Origin of the sequence: Clostridioides sp. ES-S-0048-02 (assembly GCF_020658495.1) — a bacterium.
Lineage (GTDB): Bacteria > Bacillota > Clostridia > Peptostreptococcales > Peptostreptococcaceae > Clostridioides.
Genome location: NZ_JACVWH010000001.1, coordinates 564,356 through 587,798, shown reverse-complemented (window position 1 = coordinate 587,798; position 23,443 = coordinate 564,356). Strand labels below are relative to the sequence as shown.

Annotated in this window: 21 protein-coding genes and 2 other annotated features; all 21 genes read right to left on the bottom strand. The window is 28.8% G+C overall.

The window, feature by feature from the left end; translation table 11 throughout:
- Nucleotides 1-2: 2 nt before the first annotated feature.
- The 21 genes from kdpB to IC173_RS02675 all read right to left on the bottom strand — a co-directional run bounded on the left by kdpB (nt 3) and on the right by IC173_RS02675 (nt 23,140).
- Nucleotides 3-2,060 (bottom strand): potassium-transporting ATPase subunit KdpB, encoded by a 2,058-nt coding sequence (gene kdpB, locus IC173_RS02775; RefSeq protein ID WP_227823773.1) that lies wholly within the window; start codon nt 2,058-2,060, stop codon nt 3-5.
- A gap of 24 nt (nt 2,061-2,084) precedes the next feature.
- Nucleotides 2,085-3,761 carry a potassium-transporting ATPase subunit KdpA gene (gene kdpA / locus IC173_RS02770; RefSeq protein ID WP_255613262.1) on the bottom strand — a complete coding sequence of 559 codons (1,677 nt, stop codon included), beginning with the start codon at nt 3,759-3,761 and terminating at the stop codon, nt 2,085-2,087.
- Nucleotides 3,762-3,806: 45 nt separating this feature from the next.
- Complete coding sequence (kdpF, locus tag IC173_RS20895) at nt 3,807-3,884, bottom strand: K(+)-transporting ATPase subunit F (protein ID WP_227433307.1); 78 nt, start codon at nt 3,882-3,884, stop codon at nt 3,807-3,809.
- Between the two features lie 23 nt (nt 3,885-3,907).
- The gene (locus IC173_RS02760) at nt 3,908-4,051 is read right to left on the bottom strand and encodes a hypothetical protein (RefSeq protein ID WP_227433018.1); all 144 of its coding nucleotides are present in this window, start codon (nt 4,049-4,051) and stop codon (nt 3,908-3,910) included.
- Nucleotides 4,052-4,219: 168 nt separating this feature from the next.
- Nucleotides 4,220-4,852, bottom strand: a complete 633-nt coding sequence (locus tag IC173_RS02755; RefSeq protein WP_227433016.1) for a YitT family protein — start codon at nt 4,850-4,852, stop codon at nt 4,220-4,222.
- A 368-nt stretch (nt 4,853-5,220) separates the two neighbouring features.
- Nucleotides 5,221-6,183, bottom strand: a complete 963-nt coding sequence (locus IC173_RS02750) for a sugar ABC transporter substrate-binding protein (protein ID WP_227855123.1) — start codon at nt 6,181-6,183, stop codon at nt 5,221-5,223.
- Nucleotides 6,184-6,206: 23 nt separating this feature from the next.
- Nucleotides 6,207-7,157, bottom strand: a complete 951-nt coding sequence (locus IC173_RS02745) for an ABC transporter permease (protein ID WP_227855122.1) — start codon at nt 7,155-7,157, stop codon at nt 6,207-6,209.
- Between the two features lie 24 nt (nt 7,158-7,181).
- Complete coding sequence (locus IC173_RS02740; RefSeq protein WP_227482377.1) at nt 7,182-8,678, bottom strand: sugar ABC transporter ATP-binding protein; 1,497 nt, start codon at nt 8,676-8,678, stop codon at nt 7,182-7,184.
- A 12-nt stretch (nt 8,679-8,690) separates the two neighbouring features.
- Complete coding sequence (locus tag IC173_RS02735; protein WP_227855121.1) at nt 8,691-9,875, bottom strand: hypothetical protein; 1,185 nt, start codon at nt 9,873-9,875, stop codon at nt 8,691-8,693.
- Nucleotides 9,868-10,818 (bottom strand): BadF/BadG/BcrA/BcrD ATPase family protein, encoded by a 951-nt coding sequence (locus IC173_RS02730; RefSeq protein ID WP_227855120.1) that lies wholly within the window; start codon nt 10,816-10,818, stop codon nt 9,868-9,870. Before IC173_RS02730 ends, IC173_RS02735 begins: the two co-directional genes overlap by 8 nt.
- Nucleotide 10,819: 1 nt before the next feature.
- A complete protein-coding gene (locus IC173_RS02725) occupies nt 10,820-11,914 on the bottom strand; it encodes an ROK family protein (protein WP_227433006.1) in 1,095 nt (364 codons plus the stop codon).
- A gap of 218 nt (nt 11,915-12,132) precedes the next feature.
- Nucleotides 12,133-13,398, bottom strand: coding sequence for a histidinol dehydrogenase (gene hisD, locus IC173_RS02720; RefSeq protein ID WP_227855119.1), 1,266 nt, complete (start codon nt 13,396-13,398; stop codon nt 12,133-12,135).
- Nucleotides 13,399-13,621: 223 nt separating this feature from the next.
- Entirely contained in the window at nt 13,622-14,152 is a 531-nt protein-coding gene (locus IC173_RS02715) for a hypothetical protein (protein ID WP_227855118.1), read from the bottom strand.
- Between the two features lie 113 nt (nt 14,153-14,265).
- Nucleotides 14,266-15,483, bottom strand: a complete 1,218-nt coding sequence (locus IC173_RS02710; RefSeq protein ID WP_227855117.1) for a homoserine dehydrogenase — start codon at nt 15,481-15,483, stop codon at nt 14,266-14,268.
- An 84-nt stretch (nt 15,484-15,567) separates the two neighbouring features.
- Nucleotides 15,568-15,806: a binding site (T-box leader), on the bottom strand.
- Nucleotides 15,807-15,875: 69 nt separating this feature from the next.
- Nucleotides 15,876-16,116, bottom strand: a binding site (T-box leader).
- An 80-nt stretch (nt 16,117-16,196) separates the two neighbouring features.
- Nucleotides 16,197-18,029: an ATP-binding protein gene (locus tag IC173_RS02705; RefSeq protein WP_227855116.1), complete on the bottom strand. Its 1,833-nt coding sequence runs from the start codon at nt 18,027-18,029 to the stop codon at nt 16,197-16,199.
- A 148-nt stretch (nt 18,030-18,177) separates the two neighbouring features.
- On the bottom strand, nt 18,178-19,113 hold the full coding sequence (locus tag IC173_RS02700; protein WP_227433000.1) for a sugar-binding transcriptional regulator: 936 nt from the start codon (nt 19,111-19,113) through the stop codon (nt 18,178-18,180).
- Nucleotides 19,114-19,229: 116 nt separating this feature from the next.
- Nucleotides 19,230-19,541 carry a hypothetical protein gene (locus IC173_RS02695; RefSeq protein WP_227432999.1) on the bottom strand — a complete coding sequence of 104 codons (312 nt, stop codon included), beginning with the start codon at nt 19,539-19,541 and terminating at the stop codon, nt 19,230-19,232.
- 44 nt (nt 19,542-19,585) lie between these two features.
- Nucleotides 19,586-20,470: a 3-hydroxy-5-phosphonooxypentane-2,4-dione thiolase gene (gene lsrF, locus IC173_RS02690; protein WP_227482370.1), complete on the bottom strand. Its 885-nt coding sequence runs from the start codon at nt 20,468-20,470 to the stop codon at nt 19,586-19,588.
- A 23-nt stretch (nt 20,471-20,493) separates the two neighbouring features.
- Entirely contained in the window at nt 20,494-21,495 is a 1,002-nt protein-coding gene (locus tag IC173_RS02685; RefSeq protein WP_227482369.1) for a dihydroxyacetone kinase subunit DhaK, read from the bottom strand.
- A 55-nt stretch (nt 21,496-21,550) separates the two neighbouring features.
- Nucleotides 21,551-22,171 carry a dihydroxyacetone kinase subunit L gene (locus tag IC173_RS02680; RefSeq protein WP_227432993.1) on the bottom strand — a complete coding sequence of 207 codons (621 nt, stop codon included), beginning with the start codon at nt 22,169-22,171 and terminating at the stop codon, nt 21,551-21,553.
- Between the two features lie 129 nt (nt 22,172-22,300).
- A complete protein-coding gene (locus IC173_RS02675) occupies nt 22,301-23,140 on the bottom strand; it encodes a YihY/virulence factor BrkB family protein (protein WP_227432991.1) in 840 nt (279 codons plus the stop codon).
- Nucleotides 23,141-23,443: the final 303 nt, after the last annotated feature.

Genomic DNA, 23,443 nt, shown 5'->3' with positions numbered 1-23,443 from the left:
TATTAACCTAAATTAAGAACCATTACTAAAGGTGTAATTAATAAATCAATTACTTTTATTCCTAAAAATGGTACTATAACCCCACCAAGACCAAAAATAAGCATATTTCTCATTAGCATAGCTTGCGATTTCATAGGTCTATATTTTACCCCTTTCATAGCAAGAGGTATTAAACATGGGATAATTATAGCATTAAATATTAAAGCTGATAATATCGCACTAAATGATGTAGAAAGCTTCATTATATTTAATATCTCCATTTGAGGTATTGCAAGGGTAAATATAGCTGGTATAATTGCAAAGTATTTTGCAATATCATTTGCTATACTGAATGTTGTTAAAGCACCACGTGTTATTAAAAGCTGTTTTCCTATTTCAACCACTTCTAATATTTTAGTTGGGTCTGAATCTAAATCTACCATGTTTGCTGCTTCCTTTGCAGATGTTGTACCACTATTCATAGCAAGACCCACATCTGCTTGAGCAAGTGCAGGAGCATCATTTGTTCCATCCCCTGTCATAGCAACTATTTTACCTTCAGATTGTTCTTTTTTTATTGCCTCTATCTTATCTTCTGGTTTACATTCTGCAATAAATCCATCTACTCCAGCCTCTCTTGCAATTGTGGCTGCTGTTAAAGGATTATCTCCTGTACACATGATTGTCTTTATTCCTATCTCACGAAGTCTAGCAAATCTTTCTACAAGACCTGATTTTACTGTATCCTTTAAGTAGATAATACCGTATATCTCATTATCGACACACACTACTAGAGGTGTACCACCTAATTTTGCTACTCTATTCACACTTTCTTCTAAATCGTCTGGTACTAATCCACCAGAAGATTTTACTCGATTTATTATACTGTCATAAGCCCCTTTTCTAATAGCTGTTCCATCAGATAAATTTATACCACTCATTCTGGTTTGTGCAGAGAATTCTACAAACTCAGCTTCTTCGGCCTCTTTTGTTTTTCCTGTTGAACCTAGTTTTATCCCTAAATCAACTATAGACTTTCCTTCTGGTGTGTCATCTTTTAATGAGCACATAACAGCATAGTTTATTAAATTTTTTGAATCTGCATTTCCAACTGCTATAAATTCTGATGCAAGTCTATTTCCATAAGTAATAGTACCTGTCTTATCCAAAATCATAGTATCAACATCACCACAAGCTTCTACTGCTTTTCCTGACATTGCAATAACATTGAATCTAGTTACTCTATCCATACCTGCAATACCAATAGCTGACAATAATCCACCTATAGTAGTTGGTATTAAACACACCAAAAGTGCTATCATAGTAGAAATTGGAATCTTTACACCTGCATAATTTGCCATTGGATAAAGAGAGATTAAAACAACCATAAATATAAGTGTTAATCCCACCAATAAAGTATTTAAAGCAATTTCATTTGGTGTTTTTTGTCTTGAAGCTCCTTCTACAAGAGCTATCATTTTATCTAAGAAGGATTCTCCTGGTTTTGTTGTTATTTTTATTTTTAGCCAGTCACTTACAACTGTAGTTCCTCCTGTAACAGAAGCGAAATCTCCTCCAGATTCTCTCATAACAGGTGCAGATTCTCCAGTTATTGCTGACTCATCCACAGAAGCTATACCTTCTATTACTTCTCCATCATTTGGAATAACTTCTCCTGCATTGACTAAAACAATATCTCCCAGTTTTAGCTCGCTTGCACTTATCATTTTTTCATTTCCTAATTTATCTAAAACTCTTGCAACTGTATCTTTTCTAGTTTTCTTTAATGTATCTGCTTGTGCTTTTCCTCTACCTTCAGCTACAGCTTCAGCAAAATTTGCAAAAAGAACAGTTATAAATAGTATTATTGTTACAATCCCATTATAAGCTCTTAAGTTATTACCTTCATCTCCAAACAAACTAGGTACTATTGTAAGTATCAAAGTTACTATAAATCCAATCTCTACAACAAACATAACTGGATTTTTCATCATATATTTAGGATTTAATTTTTTAAAAGCTTCTATAATGGAAGTTTTGAAAATATCTTTTGTAATAAACTTTGTTTTTTTAGTTTCCATAAAATTTTACTCCCTCCCAATTTTTTAGTGCCATAATACTAGATGCTCTGAAATAGGTCCAAGCGCTAAGGCTGGGAAAAATATTAAAGCACCAACAATTAAAACAACCAATACTAAAATTATTGTAAATGTGAAATTATCAGTTCTAAGTGTTCCTATGCTTTCATTTACAGAGTTCTTAGATGCTAATAAACTTGATATTGCAAGTAATATTATAATAGACACATATCTTCCAAAAAACATAACTATACCTGTTGTTATATTCCAGAACATAGTATTATCTCCTAAACCTTCAAATCCTGAGCCATTATTAGCTGCTGAAGATGCAAACTCATATAAAACCTGTGATAATCCATGGAATCCAGGATTTGAAATTCCCTCAAGACCTGCTGGTAGTGCTACTGCAAGTCCAGAGAACATAAGTATCAAAAGTGGATGTAATATAATAAGTAAAGCTATAAGCTTCATTTCTTTTCCTTCAATTTTCTTAGTTAAGAATTCTGGTGTTCTTCCTACCATTAATCCACATAAAAATACTGCTATTATAGCGTACATTAGCATATTCATAAGACCTACACCTTTACCACCAAATACGACATTTAACATCATATTTAAAAGTGGTACTAATCCTCCTAGAGGAGTTAAAGTATCATGCATATTGTTAACTGTACCAGTTGTAAAGGAAGTCGTCACTGTCGTAAACAATGCTGATTGAGCTATACCAAATCTAACTTCTTTACCTTCCATACTTCCCATGCTTTGATTAAGTCCTAATTGTGATAAGATAGGATTTCCTGCACTTTCTGCTCTAAAACAAACCACTAAACCTATTAAAAATATGATTGACATTGCACCAAATACAACCCAACCTTGTTTTTTATTCTTTATCATATGTCCAAATGCAACAACACAAGCTCCTGGTAATATCATCATAGATAACATCTCTACTATATTTGATATTATTGTTGGATTTTCAAATGGATGTGATGAATTTGAACCAAAAAATCCTCCTCCATTTGTTCCTAAGTGTTTTATTGATTCAAGTGCTGCCACAGGACCTTTAGCTATATCTTGAAGTTTTCCTTCTATAGTAGTTATTGTTTCTGTACCAGCAAAAGTTTGTGGTACTCCTTGTGTAACTAATATAACACCAACAATTAAAGCCCCTGGTAAAAGTACTCTTGTTGTTATTCTAATTAAATCTACATAAAAGTTGCCTAATGTTTTCTTTTTGCCTACTAACCCTCTTACAAATGCCATGGCCGCTGCATATCCTGTTGCTGCTGATGTAAACATCATGTATATTATCACTGTCATTTGACTAAGATATGAAAGCCCTGTTTCACCTGAGTAATGTTGAAGATTCGTGTTTGTCATAAAACTTATTATTGTATTAAATGATAAACTTTGTTCCATACCTTTAATTCCATTAGGATTAAAAATATGCATGCTCTGAGTTCTAAGTATTACATATCCTATAAACACCATGACTGCATTTGTAACTAATAAAGCTAAAGCATATTGCTTCCAATTCATTTCTTTTTTCTTATCTATGCTACATACCTTATATATGCCATTGTCTATTTTATCAAACACTTTATCTCCAAATGTTTTTTGGTTAGTGGATATATGATATAAATATTTACCCATAGGTATTACTAAAACCATAAATATCGCCAATACTATTACTATCTGTACCATAAAAATTTTCCCCCCAATTCAACTTGCTTATTACCTCTATACTATTTAGAATTTTTCAGGATTAATAAGCGCATACACCAAATATACTATCAACATTACAATTACAACTGCCAGAAACCACATAGGTAATACCTCCATACATTACATTATTTTTTTTCAGTTTGTTTCCCACACCAGCCAGCAAGCAACTTCATGGAAATAAATCCTATAGCCAGTGACGCTATCATCACTATATCTAACATTTCGACTCCTCCATTTACTTTAGTTTCTTTGATACGTTTTGGTTTCATATTGCTACTTCATTTATCTTATCATTTTAGGTATAAAGATAGGGTTAAGATACATCTATTATTGATTAGTATTGCATAAATATAAAATTAGCTCTTCTCTACTTAATTTAGACATAAAAAAAGGAGGCAAGTTTGCCACCTTTCAAAAATACTGTTATTTAGTTTATATTAACATTCTGGAACTATTTCATTACTCATATCCATATCTAAATTTTTACCATGATAGTAAATAAAATCAATTACTTTACCACTAATCGTAACAGCAATTAAAGAATAAAAAATATCAAATGCGGATAGGTAAACTAATGATAACAACAATACAATAACATCTGTTGCTAGATAAACTTGCCCTATGTTCAAAGATGTAGTCTTAGAAATTACTAATGCTAAAGCATCGTCTCCTCCCGATGCACAACCTGCTTTTACTATTATCCCTACTCCTACTCCTACAGTTATACCTGCCAAAATAGTTGATAAAAGCATATTTTGTGATTGTGGTACAAGAGGTCCTATAGCTTCAAATAAATCATATAATACTGAAAAACTTATAGAAGCTACTATTGAATATATTAGGAATTTTTTACCGAAAAATTTATATCCTACTAAAAGTAGTAAACCATCAATTACAATATTTGCTATTGCTGGTTGTATGTTGAATAAATTTTTTAACAGTAGTAAAATACCTAACACTCCACCTTCTGTTATGTTGTTTAGATAGTAAAAATTATAAACTCCAAATGCTAATATTGCTGAACCTAATAATATAAGTCCAATTCTTTCTAAAAATAACCGCCTGGCCATACATATCCCTTCCTTTTTCTTAATTTATATATATTATATACAAAAGAATTGGCTTTGTATACCACACTTTTTAAAACTTTAATTATACAAAATTTTTTTATTTTTTTCAATAGTTTTTTTATGTTTTTTTATATTTTTTTAATAATTCTTTTGAACCTTAGTATTTTCAATACTTTAAATGTTTTCTCATTTTACATAAGTTTATATTAATTTGACTTATAATTTAGTATAAATAAGTCTTTGTTTATATTAATTTTTTATTTGTTTAGAAATACTATCCAATAACTTATTACTAGGTTGGATTTAAAGAGAGAGTTACTTTAGAAACTATATAAAGTAACTCTCTCAATTTTAATGTATGTAATATCTTACCATTCACCCTTAAATTCTGAAATATTATCCTTGTTGACTTCAACTTGTTTAATTTGTGTAACAGGTTCAACTTTTTCGCCTTTAAGGAAATTAGATGCCTTTTCTATAACTAATGCACCTTCTTCAATAGCAGACATATAAGTTGTACCATCTATTAACCCATCAGTTACAGCTTTTAATCCGTCTTTACTTCCACCTAAACCTATAACTTTAACTTTATCTTTAAGACCAGCATCTTTTAAAGCTTGTCCTGCTCCTGTAGCAGAGTTATCATCTTGACATATTATAACATTAAAATCAGTTTTCTTTTGAATTAAAGCTTCTGTTACCTTTAAGGCTTGCTCTTTCTCCCAATTTGAAGTTTGGTTATAAACTATTTGTATGTTACTATCTTTTAACTCTTTTTCAAGACCTTTTTTTCTTAATACTTGTGGAGTAGTTCCTGGAACACCTTCTATTAATACAGCTTTTCCACCAGCTTCTCCTAATAAGTTTTTAGCAATTTTACCTGTTAATGCTCCTGTTTCTTCCTCATTTTGCCCTATATAGGTAACTAAGCCTTTAAATTCTCCAGTTGAGTTACTTCCTATAGAATTTGTAAATGCTATTATAGGAACTTCTGAATCATTAGCAGCCTTAACTATTCTCTCGCTTACAGCAGAATCAACTCCACATAATGCAATCATATCTACTCCTTTAGCCATAAAATCTTCAGCTTGTGATAATTGTTTACTAGCATCCCATTGAGCATCTGCATATTCTACATTTACACCTAATTCTTTAGATTTTGCATCTATACCTTGTTTAGTTGCTACAAAATAACCTGTTGAACCTGGCAACAATACGGCTATCTTTTTTTCTCCATCTTTTCCTTTTCCACTATCATTTGAGCATCCAACTAAACTGAATATCATAGCAAGTGATAGTAATAATGCTAAATGTTTCATTAATTTTCTCATAAAAAATTTCCCCCTCTTATTTTTTATCTTGAAGCAAGCTTTTTCTTGCTATAAGAATCAAATCCAACTGCTGCTAAAATTATTAAACCTTTAAATATGTATTGGAAATATACATCTATTCCAAGAAGATTAAAACTGTTGTTTATAACACTCATAAGTAACACACCTATAACAGTTTTAAGTACAGAGCCAGAACATCCTGCTACTGATGTCCCTCCGATTACAACAGATGCAATAGCATCCATATCATAGCCTTCACCTGCAATCGCAGTTGCCGTTCCAAGTCTTCCAGTTAGTACAATCCCAGCTATTCCTGCAAGTACAGCATTAATAATAAATACTTTTATTTTATGGGAATCCACATTTATACCATTGAGTTTACTTGCTTCTTGATTACCTCCTACAGAATAAACATATCTACCAAACTTAGTTTTATTTAGTACAATAAATGCAACTAGTACTACTATAAAGAAAATTACTACTGGTATTGGTATATTAAATAAATATCCATTTCCAATATAATCGAGTATTGGTATATTTTCAGTAATTGGATATCCTCCTGTAAGCATCAAAAGCAATCCTCTTACAATAGTAACCATAGCCATAGTAGCTATTAGCGATGGTACATTTATCTTTGCAACTACTATCCCATTTATTAGTCCTATTACTGCACAAATTGCTATACCTAAAAGCATAGATACAAATAAATTGGTTCCACCAGTCGCAAATTTCATCGTTATAGCACCTGCAAGAGCTGCTACTGCCCCAACTGATATATCAAAGTTTCCAGATATTATAACAAAAGTCATACCTGCCGAAATTATTCCAATTATAGAAGATTGTCGCAAAAGATTAAGTATATTTTGTTTACCTAAAAATGATGGAGTTGCAACACTTATCGCTATACATAAAGCCAAAAAACCTAGTAATACTCCATAATCTCTTAAATTCAATTTCTCAAAAGCTTTTTTCATCTCAGTCCTCCATTTTCATTTCTTTTATACATTAAATATACTGTTCATTATATCTTGAACTTTTATATTCTCATTTTTTAAATCATCCACAATAGAACCTTCTCTTGTCACTAAAATTCTATCACTTACTCTTATTACTTCTTCCAAATCAGAAGATATAAAGATTACTCCTATCCCTTTACTTGAAAATTCTTTTATTGTATTAAAAATATCTTCTTTTGCAGCAATATCTATTCCCTTTGTTGGTTCGTCATATATTATTAAATCTAAGTCTTTGTCTAACCATTTAGAGACTACTACTTTTTGTTGATTTCCACCACTAAGTTCTTTTACTTCTTGTTTTACATCACTAACTTTTATTCCTAGTTCCTTGACACCCTTTTTAGAAAACTCAATTTCTCTATTTTTATCTATAAACAAGAATTTCTTAAATTTATCAATTTGTACTGATGCCGAATTAGTATATATAGCTTGTTCCAAAATTAGCCCAAGATTTTTTCTATCTTCAGGGATTAACCCTATTTTATTTTTTATAGCAACTTTAGGAGAAGTTATATCTACATTTTTACCATTAATAAATATATCTCCACTATCTTTATTATCTATCCCAAATATTAAATTTATAATTTCAGTTCTTCTTGAACCCACAAGACCTGCAAGACCTACAACTTCACCTCTATAAACTTTAAATGAAACATTTTTTATTTTATTAGACCAACTTACATTCTTAACATCTAATACAGGAGCTTCTTCATATTTTGCAAATGTATAATCCTTCTTCTCAATAAGTTTGTGATTATCATTTCCTGTCATAAGTTGAGTTATTTTTAATTTAGTTAAATCTTTTACATCATAAGTTCCAATCATAGTTCCATTTTTCATTATACTTGCACTATCACATATTTTAAAAACTTCCTCTAGTATATGAGAAATGTAAACTATAGTCTTACCTTTAGATTTCAATCTGTTTATTATTTTAAATAATCCTTCTTTTTCATTATTAGTAAGTGATGTTGTAGGTTCATCCATTATGATGATTTCAGAATTACATGAAACTGCTTTCATTATCTCAACCATTTGTTGATTTGCTACACTCAAATTAGACACTACTACATGTGGGTCTATATTAAAGTCAAAATCTTCACAAATTTTCATGTATTCTTCTAGCATATCTTTCTTATTTAAAAACACAATTCCTTTTAAAGTCTCTCTACCTAAAAAAATATTTTCAATAACTGTAAGAGTTGGTATTAAACTTAATTCTTGATAAATTATACTAATACCATTTTCTTTAGAATGATGTGGGTTTTTAAACATTATTTCATTGCCAGCTAAAATCACTTTACCTTTAGTTTGAGAATGGACTCCTCCTAGAATCTTAATAAGTGTAGATTTTCCTGCTCCATTAGCTCCTAAAAGGGCTCTTACTTCTCCTTTTTCTAGTTCAAAATCTATACCATTTAAAACGTCTACCTTTCCAAAACTTTTGTATATTTGTTGCATTTTTAGTATCTTACTCACTATATCACCTCACTAATTCCTAAACCAATTTATAACTTCATCAATATTTTCTTTTGGTGCTGATAACAAATCCCAAGATAGTACATACCCTTTTACTGTTGTCTTATTTATGTTTGAAATATTTTCACTTATATATTTAGGTGTAACAGGAGCTATAATTTCTTTTTTATTTATTTCAATACCTACATATATATCTTTGACAAGATTTTTTGTTATAAAATCGATTTCCTCTAGCACAAATTTTATAGGATATATATCTCCTTCATACTCTCTAATTCCTAAAATATCTAATAAATTTCTTTTTGCAATCTCTTTATTTTCATGTACTGATTCATCAATTAATCTTTCAAATTCAAATGGCAAACCTGCTGGAGCTTTAGTAATTCTATACATCATTGGTTTTATAAAATCTGCTACTTCTTGTAATTTTTCTAAATCTTGACCTACAAAGTAAGAGATAAAAGGGGAAAAAGTGTCTATCCCTATTTTCAATCCTTTACTTTTAAAATAACTACTTATATCCACTAGTGCGTTATATATATTTTGACTTTTCATTTCAAAAAAATCTTCCCATATTTTATTTTTAAATTTGTATTTTCCATTAATGTATTCTGTTATACCAAATGGAGTATCTTCACTAACTATAACTTCATTAGATACATTATCCATTTCTATCATTAATGACCTTTTATCAATATTATTTTTTTCATATATATCTAAACAATCTTTACAAAAACAATTAAAAACACCATTTAATTTATTAGAAAAAGAGCCATACCTTATCTTATCTAAAAAAATTCCATCAAACTCAATTTCACTAAAATAAGTACTATATATTTTCTTTATGTTTTCTATATTTCCCTTATTATTTGGACAATAAAATTCAAAGTTTTCATCTTCTTGTAATGCATATCCTTTAATTTCTTTTCCAGTATAATCAACTAATAGATTACTTTTTTCAAGTAATCCTACTTCCGAAAAGCATGGGAACCAAAGATATAATTCAACATTATATTTTTTTAATAGTTTTTTAGTCTTTACATATAGTTCTTTGTCTACACTCCAACCCATAATGACCTTTTCTACATCAATACATTCCATTAATTCTAATAGCTTACATTTTATATCATTAAATTTTATTTCTTTATTTTTGAATCCACCTGTAAAGATTTGTACAACTATTTTTTTCCTATTCATGTTTGACCCTCCTATTAGCTAACGCCATAGCAAGTCTTATACCTCCATATACTGGCTGATTTTCTTGAAGTATAAATTTTAACTTTTTATCTGTATTTTCTTCCCTTAAGTTGTCCATTAACATTTGAGCATATATAGTTTTGTTTAATGTACCACCAGATAAAACTATATCTATTTCACTTTTATTATTTTTCATTGAATTAGATATTTTACTTAATATTACTTGAGCTAATTTGGACAGTTCAATCGATGACTCTCTCAGTATTTCAATAGCTAATTTATCACCTCGTTCAGCACAATCAATCACTAATGAAGCTAAGTTTGCTATTTCAACATTGTTATTTATTTCAGTAATCATATATGTAAGTTTCTTAAAGCTATCTGCATTAAAGAAATCTAAAACACAATCAAATAAATCACTATATTCATGGCACTCATCACAATAAAGTAAAACTTTCTTTAGTACTTTTCTTCCTATATCATATCCAGAACCCAAATCGCTAAAATTATATCCCCATCCACCAACTCTATATATGTCTCCATCTTCCCTAATTCCTAATACAATTGAACCTGTACCAGCTACAATTACTAAGCCAGGAGCATCAGTTTGCGCATAAAAGGCTAAAACTGCATCATTTACTAAATATATTTTTTCTTTGTTAAACCCAACTTTTAATATTTCATCCATTATAATATTATAATCATTTGGAGAATCACATCCAGATATACCAAATACAGTGTACTCAATATCGTTATAGTCAATATATAAATCTTTTAATATTTTCTCAAATCCATTATTAATATTTTCATATGTTTTTTGAACTCCAACTGACTTATAATTAGTTGAACCAGTAGTATGTTCTTTAAGTATATTTCCATCTAAATCACTTACACAAAATTTTGTTTTTGTTCCCCCTCCATCTATTGAAATCAAATATTTCACATTAATATCCTCCTTTTTTATTAGATAGGGAATATTGGTAGTCAGTTTCTTTTAAACACATACTAATTACCCCATTTATACTTCCCTCTCTCAATGACTCCACTTTTATTAGTCTAGGGAAATTTTCTCCTCCAACACTTTTATTTACATCTTCTTCTATAAATTCCATGTCACTTTTAGTTAATATATTGCATTGTATAATCATAGCTTCTGGATTTAAAACACAAACAAGAGTCCTTACAAAATTTGATATTATAGATAAAATTTCTTTCTTAAATTTATTATCTTTGCTCTTTAAATATCTTTTTCTTAAACTCATAATGTAATCTTCAATATTTAAGTTATCATAGTTATACTTGCTAAACTCTATATTTAGATAGCTTAGTTCGCCAGCAAAATTTGTAGAACCTAGATATAATTCACCATTTATAACTATACCTGAGCCAATACCATCATCTAAATACATAAGTGCCATATTTTTATATTCGTCTTTGTACTGTTTTTGATAAATTCCAATAGTGGTAATATTTGTATCATTTTCTATAAATACTTTAGTGTTATATTTACTCTTTATTAAATTTTCTAAATCTATACCTTCCCAACTTTTTATTGTTGGAATGTTTTTGACTACACCTTTTTTTACAACTCCTGGAACACCAATTCCAATCGCTCTTATATTGTTTCCCCTTACTTTTTCAATCAAAGTATCTATAACAAAAAAAGTATCCTGGTTAACGTTTTCATATGTATCCATTCTTATATTGAACTCTTCTTGATAAGTTATTTCACCTAATAAATTTGCAACTACTCCTATACAGCTGTTTCTATAATAATACAAGGCTATTATATGTTCTAAGTCTGCATTTATTTCAAATAGTTGAGCTCTTCTTCCTCCAGTAGATTCATTTAATCCACTTACTTTCACTTCATTTTTCAAAGCTAATTGTTCTACAATTTTATTAACTGTTGCTAAACTCAATTCAGTAATGCTTGAAATTTCTGGCTTTGTTATAGGTCCATCATTTTTTATAATATTTTTTATTAAGTCTTCATTTACTTTTTTTATCGTTTGTGGCTTTCCAACTATATTTTTCATAAACAACACCTTACTTTATAAACTTTATTTATTAAGTTTAGTATAATAGTTACAGGTTAAATTTGTCAATATTATTCCAATAAAAAAGAAATAAATTTAAAATAGGTTATTTCTAAATTTATTTCTTTTAAATTCTCAACTATAATATAAATAATTGTTTCTAAAATTTTATTTTTTACTGCAGTATATATTTTTATAACAATTAAAACTCTCTTTATCTACTTCTTAAATCTAACTTCTGCTGCCTTTGCATGTGCATATAATCCCTCTTCTTTTGCTAGCTTCTCTGCAACAGGAGCTAATACTTCTATAGCTTTTTCATTTAATATTTGCTTTGTACAAGTTTTTATAAAAGTACCAACCCAAACACCACCAGTATATCTTGATGCTTTTAATGTTGGTAGTGTATGATTTGTACCTGAAACATAATCACCAAATACCTCAGCAGATAAGTTTCCAATAAACAATGAGCCATAGTTAGTTAGTTTATCACAAATTTCTTCATATTTATTTACTGCTATTTCTAAGTGTTCTGGTGCATAAAAATTACTTATTTTTACTGCTTCATCTATATCATCAACCAGTATTATTTCACCATTATTTTTCCATGAATTATATGCAATATCTTTTGTTGGTAAATTTTCTAACATGATTTTCATATTTTTTTCAACCTCTTGTGCTATTTCTAAACTATCAGTTAATAATATACCTCTTGCGTTTAAATCATGCTCACATTGTGCCAACAAGTCAGCTGCAATATAGACTGGATTTGAAGTTTCATCAGCTATTATAAGAACTTCACTTGGACCAGCTACAAAATCAATTCCGACTTGCCCATAACATTGTCTTTTAGCTTCTGTTACAAACTTATTTCCTGGTCCTACAATTATATCAACAGGTTTAACCTTTTCTGTACCATATGTAAATGCTGCTATAGCTTGAACTCCTCCAGTTGCATATATTTCATCAGCTCCTGCTATATCCATAGCTACTAATGTTTTAGGATTTATATTTTTAGTGTTTTTCATAGTTGGTGAACATGCCACTATTCTTTTTACTCCTGCAATTTTTGCAGGTATTATAAGCATAAGAGCTGTTGAAAATAAAGGATATTGTCCACCTGGAACATATGCAAGGCATGACTCTATAGGAATATTAGTTTGACCTAAAATAACGCCTGGATAGATTTCCTTTTCAAAAGAATTTTCGAAACTAGCCTTTTGGGCTTTTGCAAATTCGCTTATATTTTTAGCAGCAATTTTCAAATTGTTTATAAACTCCTCATCTACATGTTTATAGGCTTCTTTTATTTCTTCTTCAGTAACTCTGAATTCATCTCTTGTGTTTTTATCAAACATTTCATTATATTTTTTCAACGCAGTCCCTTTATTATTTCTTATATCTTCTATTATAGAACTTACTTGTTCTCTTAGTATTTTTTCATCTACCTTTTCTTTTATATTTGATTTTTTTATAATCTTCATCTTTTCCCTCCTAGTTTTATAATGTTATCATTCTAGCAATAAATAAAAACTCCCACCCTCTATCAATAACTAGAGGATAGGAGTTTAATCATATTGTACTCACCTCACTGACTGAGCACTATTTGTCTAATAACTATACTATATTTCAGTTAATCTTTCTGAATTTTCTCTTTATTATACATAATATGATATATTTTAACTATTAATTTGTCAATGAAATTTTTTATCTTCTACAGCAATTGCAATTACATCTATCACATTTGCATTTGTTGCATTTGTCACATTTGCATCTGTCACAATTACACTTATGACATCTACATCTATCACAATCATGGTTATTATGGTTGTTTCCATTTCTTCTAGCTTCACATTCCATACCTTCGTCAAAGAATCTTCTAGACTCTTCTAGAGATTCTATACCTTGATAATTATAAGCTGAGTGTTCATTCCAAGATTTTTCTGCTTTTTCCCACATTTTTCTAGCTTCATTTTCAAATTTTCTTGCTTCTCTTCCTCTTTCTTCAGCTTCACAGAATGCTTCTCTTGCTTCTCTTTCTCTTTTTTCTGCTTCTCTTCTAAATCTATCACAATTTCTATCTCTGTCTCTGTCACAATCTCTATCTCTATCTCTGTCACAATCTCTATCTCTGTCTCTATCTCTGTCTCTATCCCATGAATTATTATCATCTTGGAACCATCTTGATGTAGAATAACTTCTTCTATACCAATCTCCTGAACATTTATTATTTCCCATATAGCATATCTCCTTTTAATTTTAATTTTTTATGAGATGTTTTGTTTCATCTCATACTATATAGTATTAAAATTTCCAAAATATGTTACATAGAAACCTATATTCTTTTCTTTTTAGCTTATTTTCAACATTTTATTCATTTTTTCACAATATCCTTTGTCTTTTATTAGACATAAACTGTTATTTATTTCATACTCAGAGTCAGCATAAACCATAATAGCAAGCTCATCATCATCATTTAAAATATCATAGTTTACTAAGCAATTTCCAACTATATTCAATATTTCATCTTTATTACATTTTTTAAATCTAAGAAGTGCTCCACATTTTTCTCTAACTATTTTATTTACTTGTATTCTATCTTTAGTAAAAGAATCTATACTAGAAACTCTGTTATCTATTATATCAATAACATCTGAGTAAACTGCACTTCCTGTTGCTAGACTTCCAGCTCCCTTACCTACAAAAGAAACTTCTCCTACTGAATCTCCATTTACTATGACAGCATTAAACTCATTGTCTATTCTAGCAAGTATGTTATCTTTTTCCACTAAAACAGGTCTAACAAATGCACTTACTTTATCATTTTCATATTTACTTTGCCCAATTAATTTTATTTTACAATTTAGTTTTTTAGCATATTCTATGTCTTTTTCATCTATATCTGTAATTCCTTCTAGATATACATCTTTCCAGTATACTCTATTATCATAAGCTAGAGTTGACAATATTGATAGCTTTCTAGCAGCATCATATCCTAATACATCTGACTCTGGGTTTGCTTCAGCAAAACCTAATTCTTGAGCTTGTTTTAATGCCATGTCATAAGACAAATCCTCATCATACATTTTAGATAATATAAAGTTAGTAGTTCCATTTAAAATAGCATTTATGCTGTCTATATTATTTCCTTCTAATGATTCTATTATTGGCTTTAATACTGGTATCCCTCCAGCAACTGAAGCTTCAAATTTAATACTTACTTTATTTTCACTAGCTAATTTTGCAAGTTCATCTCCACATTCAGCTAGTAAATCTTTATTTGCTGTAACAACATGAATTTTATTATTTAATGCTTTTTTTATATAAGATAGTGTTGGTTCTAAACCACCCATAACTTCAACTAATATATCTATATCTTTCTCAAATATGTCATCTATATTATTAGTTATTATATCAGAGTATTTTTTTTCTTTATGCTTTTCTAAATTATTAACTAATATTCCAACTATTTCTATATTTCTTTTCTCTTTATTATTATCTATTATATCTATAAGTCCACTTCCTACAGTTCCATATCCTAGTACTCCAATTTTCACTTTATTTTGCATTTTATTTTCCTCCTAAATTTATAATTTTCCGATTTTTTTTAATTTTCAATCTTTTATTGTAATAAAAATAGACCCATCCCTATATAAAGGGACGAGTCTATACTCGCGGTTCCACCCAATTTGATTTTTGTCAATTATTGACAAAATCCACTTTGTACTTTAACGCAGTTAACGGTTAATCTTACTAAAACTCTTTTTAGAGTAACTTCAGATAACAGCTCCTAGGTAGTTTTCAATCCCTCTAATTTAAAAAGTCTTTCAGCCAATGGACTTTTCTCTCTGATAATCGAATTAGATTTACTCTTCCTATTCATCGCTTTTATAATTTTTTATAATTCCTTTTTATACTTTCAAATAATATTTTAAATAACAAAAAACTCCCATCCTTATAACATAAGGACGAGAGTATAATTCCCGCGGTTCCACCTAATTTAGTTTTCATTTTTTATGAAAACCCACTTTAAACTTTAACGTAGTTAACGACTATTCTTACTAAAATCTATTAATATAGATAACTTCAGAAAGTAGCTCCTAGGTAGTTTTCAATCTCTCTAATTTAAAAAGTCTTTCAGCCAATGGACTTTTCTCTCTGATAATCGAATTAGATTTACTCTTCCTATTCATCGCTTTTTTATTTATTATATTGTAATTTATTTTAAACCCTTACAAATAAATTGTCAATAGTTTTTTTAATTTTATTTTTTATACTTAATCTATAAATCCGAAAATTCTATTTCTAATTTTTTACTTAGCTCACTACTGAGCTCTCTTTTATAATTGCATTTTTCACTATTATTGCTTCTAACTGGCAACGAGACAACAAATTCACTTCCAACACCAAGTTGACTTTTTAAAGATATACTACCATCATGCAATTCAACTAAAGATTTCACTAATGAAAGCCCAATTCCACTGCCTTTAACTCTATAAGAAAGTTCATTGTCAATTTGTTCAAACCTATTAAATATTTTATCTATTTTTTCTTTTGGTATACCTATACCACTATCAGATATTTTCATTTCAAACATATTATCTTTCACATATAAAAATATATTTATTTTCCCATTTTCTTTGTTGTACTTAATTCCATTAGAAAGTAAATTCAATATTATTCTTTCCAATTTTTCTGAATCAAATAACATTGAAAATTCCTCTATTTCTGTATCAAATGTAAGTTGTATATTATTTTGACTTGCAAAATCAGCTACAGACATACATATCTCTTCCACAAATGATATTATATCAGACTCTTTTGGCTTAAAATCCAAATATCCCGACTGCATTTTTGTAAAATCTATAACATTATTTACTAATCTCAATATTCTATTTCCATTTTGTTTTACTATACCTAGATTTCTTTTTAGAGTATCATTTGATTCTATTAAGTCTGCCTCTTTCTTTTCTATTACTTGTAATGAAGATGATATTAAATTTATAGGAGTTCTAAGTTCATGAGATAGATTTGCAAAAAACTCCATTCTATTTTTATCCATCTCTTCTTCTAGTTTTTTTCTTCTACTTATATCTCTTGCTGTACCAATTATTCCAATGACACTACCATAACTATCAAAATATGGTCTTTTTGTAATCTCAATACATTTATTTTCGTTATGTATAGTCATATTTGATTCAAATGTAACAATCTTTTTATTTTCAACTACATCCTTATCACTTTTACATATCTTGTCTATAAGAGATTCTTCTGTTGATAATTTATGACTATTCTTACCTAGTAATTCTTCTTTATTCATACATGCTAGATTCAAAAATCCTGAATTAAATCCAATATAATTTCCATATACATCTTTATAAAACATATTCTCTGGTATTGAATGTTCAATCATCTTCATTAAGTTTTTTGAATCATAGTTTTTATTATTATATCCACTGTATATTATATTATCTATTATTCCTATAGTACCTAAAAGTTCACTTTCATCATATAAGAAATATTTTTCAACCATAAAAAATGTTTCTTCGTATTCAAATAGTTTTTGTAAAAATCTTTTTTTACTAGATATTCCTTCTAAATAGTCATCTCTAAATAATTTTCCAGTTCGTTCTCCCCATACTTCTATATCGTTTTTTCCAAATATATCTTTTGTAGTTTTAATTTTGTTATTTAATATTGATATTAAATTTTCACTACAATCTATATATATTCCTTCTTCATCTTTAACATAAGCTAATTTTTCTTTTTTATCAAATGAATCGATTATCTGTCTATAATCGAATACTATTTTACTAAAATACAAAACTACGTACGAATCTCCAACTATTTGTTTTCTTATGTTTATCCAATTTTTAAGTGCTGGAATATATCTTTTTATACAATCTATATTATCTGAGAACAACTCTTTAGAATATTTTTTTGCTCTAAATATAGGTAATACATCTAATATATCTTTATCACAAATTCCCTCTTCTAGTTTCAATACTTGACTCATACCTTTACTTATATATTCCACTCTATATTCTATATCTTCATGTTCTCTTATAATCTTACAGTATAAAAAAGGCACAGGTATATTTTTTATAAAATTCACATATTTATTATGGATATCCATATCCTAACCACGACCTCTCAATGTTATTTATAATAATACTTCTTAAGTAATTATATGACATTTTTCTATTAATTATAACATATTTCATAACAAATATTTTCAAATAAATTTAATTTTATGTAATTTATTATTTGTTTATAATTATTTGTGTCGCTTTTTTTTCATCGGTAATGACATGTGTTATGTATCCAGTCTTCAGTGCACCTGTTATTGAATCTATACTAGAATCTGAACATATAGCTATTACTTTTTTTGCCTTTTTTAATTTTTCAAGAGGTATTTGTATGACATAATCACTATCACTTTTAATTATTTCTCCATCTTTATTAAAATAATAAGATAAAAAGGAACCTATTGCTTTTTCTTTTGTAAGCTTCTTTCCAAATCTAATCGCAGTAGCTTGGTCTGGAACCTGAGGATAATTATCAACAGATAAAATTATTGTATCTATATTATCCCATTTTTTCTCCATACTCTGATAATTTTCAGTTTTCAAATAGATATTTCGCTCTTCACTACTAGTTGGAAATGCAGGCGCATATAAAAATACAGGACTAAATCCTGTACTATTTGAAAATACAGATATTAATTCATTAGGGTGATATCCTTTATTTGGTATGTTAGCCATTCCAACCAATGGATATACTTCTCCTTTAAAAGTAAAAGTATCCTCACTCTTTTGTATTTCTTCTATTATATTACCTATAGTATATCCCCATCCTATACCGACATTACTAACCTTAGGTAATTCTTCTTTTATATATTTTATTCCATGACTTAGTATAGTTTGTTGAGTTATATATTCGGTTTTAGCTTCTGGTACTATTAGTCCACCTCTAATGTTAAATATCTCTTTCATCTGATTCATCAGCAAATCATTACTAGAAAATAGTTCCCTAATCTCTATCTTTACTATTCCAATTTCTTTTGCTTTATTTAACATTTTACTTATCAATGGTCTTGATACTCCTAAAATTTTTGCAATCTCTGCTTGAGTTTTATTATCTTCATAATACATTTTTGATACTTCTACTAATTTCAACATTTCGTTTTCAATAGTCATATTTTCATCCTTTCAAAGCTAATTCTAAGATAAAATTATCTCATTAGATAAAATTTGTCAAGTTGTATAAAAAATTTAAAAAGCCCAGAAAAATTCTGGGCTTTTTAGCTTAATTATTAACATTCTTGCATTAATTCAATTATAAAACCACCATTAATTATAAATGCACATTTTAAGTTATCTCCTACTTTAAAAGGTTCTACAATTACTTCATTCTCACTCAGATATTTGTCCATATTTTTTACTTTATATGCAACATGAGGATTTTTTTGCATTATTTCTGGAAGTGGACTTCCTTCAACAAATCTTAAATATTCATATTTGAAATCTGTGTATTTTGGGTCTGTTATATACACCTTCAATTCTTCATTAAACTCTTCATGCTCTTGTGGCTTATCTGTTATAACACCTATATGTACAAATTCCATAAATTCCCCTCCAATTATATTAAAACCTATATATTAAACTTATACTACTTATACTCTTCTTTTAATTCTTCAAATAACTTGTATGCTTGTTCTGGAGTATTGTTTTCATGAACTACAGCCTTTATTGCCTTTATCATAGCTTTTGGATTTTCTGATTGGAATACATTTCTTCCCATATCAACTCCTGCTGCTCCTTCATTTATAGCTCTATAAGCCATTTCTAACGCTTCTTTTTCTGGAACTTTTTTCCCTCCTGCTATAACTATTGGAACTGGACAAGCAGATGTTATTTTCTCAAAATCCTCACAATAATAAGTCTTTACTATACTTGCTCCAAATTCAGCTAACATCCTAGTGGCTAATAGAAAATATTTTGCAGTTCTTTCCATCTCTTTACCTACTGCAACGACACCCAAAACTGGTATTGAATATCTATTTCCCATATCTATTGTTTTGACTAAATTTTCTATAGCCTTACACTCACCTTCAGCCCCCATAAATGTCTGTATAGCTAGGCATGATGCATTCATTCTTATAGCATCTTCTATATCAACTCCTATAACCTCTCTACTCATATCCTCTCTGAGTACGGAACTACCAGCCGAACATCTAAGTGCTATAGCTTTATCTTGAGTGGGATTTATACACGTTCTTAAAGCTCCCCTTGTAGCCATAAGACAATCTGCATCTTCTATAAGTTCAGGTATTGAAAGGTCTAATCTTTCTAATCCTTGAGTAGGACCCATTATATATCCATGGTCAAAAGCTAACATCAATGATTTTCCTGTTTTAGGATTAAATATCTTTGATAATCTATTTTTCATTCCCCAATCTGCATTGTCCATTCCTTTTAAATAAAAACTTTGTTGAGGTGGTTTTATCCCTATTCCATAATCTTTTGGTAATATTATTCCATCTTTATCTGCCATTTTTTATCTCCCTTTAATTTAGTCTAATTTTTTTTAAAGTAAGGCGTATTACATGGTGAATTGAAGTATCTCAATAATTCATCATCCATTCTAGCTATAAATAGTTGGAATCCAGCTGTTTCTTGAGTAGTCAAAAGTTCTCCAACACAATTTGAAACTATTTCTATATTTTTTTCTTGTAATATTCTATGGCACTTTCTATAAACTATTAACATTTCCATTAAAGTAGTAGCTCCTGAACCATTAACTACTAACATTACTTTTTCACCATCTTCGATATCCAAATCCTTTATTAAAGCTTGTGTCATTATTTCAGCAGTTTCATCAGCAGACTTCATTTCCATACGTCCACCTCCACCTTCTCCATGCTGCCCCATTCCTATTTCCATCTCATTTTCTCCAAGTTCAGAAATTACCATACCTGTAGATGGATGAGTTGCTCCTTTACATGCAACAGCTATAGTTGCCATATTATCAGCAAATTTTTGTGCTATTTCTGCAACTTCATCTAAAGATTTTCCTTCTTTAGCAGCCCCTGCAGCTATTTTATATAAAGGTATACATCCAACCAATCCTCTTCTATCATCACTATTTTCTCTCGGTGCATTTGCTATATCTTCTTGAGTAACAACTTTTCTAACATTTAATCCTTCTTTTTTAACTTGTTTCATAACAAGGTTTCCTGTCAACATATCTCCTGCATGATTAAGAACTACAAATAATACACCTTTCCCTTTGTCTGCCATCTTTATAGCCTCTAAACAAGAATTTGGTCCTGGAGCGGCAAATACATCTCCGACTACAGCTATATCAACCATTCCATCTCCAACAAATCCACTCAAAGCTGGTTCATGACCTGCTCCTCCTAAAGTAACTATTGTTACTCTGTCTTCTTCTTCCAACTTTTTGTTTATTACTAAATTTGAATCTGTAACTCTTAGTAACTCCGAATTTGAAAGTTCTAAACCTTCTAAAACTTCTCTAGTTAAATCTTCTGGTTGGTTAATAAATTTTTTCATTGACATGATAAATTCCCCCTATTAAATTTGTTATATTGATTAATTGCTGTGTTAATCTCTTTTATAATGCGTCATATAAACCTTTAAACATTAATGATATAGAAACAGCGCCTGGGTCCATATGCCCTAAACTTCTTTCCCCTATACTTTTTGCTCGTCCAAATTTTGCTATGTAAGTTTTAGTGCTTTCTGCGCCTTCTACTGCTTTCTCATAACCCACTTTAAAAACATCTTTTATGTTGTCACTTTCAATAGTATGCATAGCATCTATTGCTGGGTATAATGCATCTACTAGTGTTTTTTGACCTACTTTAGCAGTAGAAATAAGAGATAAATTTTCTCTTGCTTCAATAAACATATCTTTTACTTCTTCTATTTTAAGTTCTTTTTTATATTCTATTCCTTCAGCCATTCCCTCAAATATAGTTCCCCATAAAGGTCCTGCTGACCCTCCATTTACATTCATACATAAAGTACTCAAATCTTCATTAATTGATTTTATACTATCATCATCATGCTCTTCTAGAGCCCTTTTTCTCATACAATCAGCTATTCTATCTATAGTAACTCCATGGTCACCATCTCCAACTATACCATCTAATTCACATAAATATATCTTATTTTCTTTTAATATTTCTGCTGCACTTATTAGCATTTTTCTCCATGTAACTGTTGACAACATTGAATCATCTCCTTACCAATATCTTAACTCAATATTATCATATGTAATAACAAATGTAAATTATTTTTAGAAAACGTTTTTACAAAATTTACATTTGCAATATCAAATACCAATTTTTATTTTAATATTTTACTTTAACATTTCATTTCTTATCTTTCTAAAATACAATCTTGAATTTAATTCATAACCTACAACAATAACCCAACTACTAAAATATATCCATGTCATAAGTACAATTATTTCAGCTATGCTTCCATAGATTACTTCATAGTTAGCATAATAGTTTGTATAATAAGAATAGAAAAATGATACTACAAACCAAGCAAACGTAGCAAAAATAGCACCTGGAGCAGATTCTTTCATAGTCAAACTCTTATTAGGTGTATACTTATACAAAAATGTAAATATTACTATTATTGTTGCAATACCTACAGTGTATCTTAGAATATCCCATATTTTTATGAATATCTCATCTAATCCTATAAAGTTAAAAATAAAATAACCTATCTTCTCTCCATAAACCAAAAATATCATAGATAAAAAAATCAATACCAAAAGCATAATCGTAAATAAAAATGATATAGATAAGATTTTTAAAAAAGACCTAGTTTCTTTAACTTTATAAGCTCTATTCATTCCTTTAATAAGTGCTTTTACTGCCCTTGAAGATGTCCACATCGTAAGTACAAAACTGACAGCTAAAAAATTTAAACTTCTATTGTCTATTGCAGAAACTATAATTGAAGATAATACATCAAAAGCACTCTCTGGCATCATGTTTCTAAATAAGGCTATATATTTATTTAAATGAAGAACTGGTATATATGCTATAGAACTTATTGTAAATATTAAAAAAGGAAATATAGACAACATTAAAAAAAAAGATACTTCTGCTGATTTTGAACTTAACTCACTATAATTAGATTTTGCTACTATATATTCAATTAATTTCTTATCTATCCCAAACATAAATATCCCCTTTTCTCTAATATTAATTTCATTATACAATATTAATTATACTCAGATTCATACCATAATATAATTATTTAAACAAAAATAAAGTAAATAAAAGCTGAAAATAATAATTCTACCAATATTTTAATTTTTTAATCACTGAAAATAAAAAGTATAATCTTGAATTAAATATATATTATTGGACTATAATTATGATTATATACAAGCTTCTAGTGGTATTAATTTAAAAGGATAAAATTCGAGATGTATTTTCTAATTGAATTGACAACACAAAAAGGTTTTTTAAAGTAACAACAA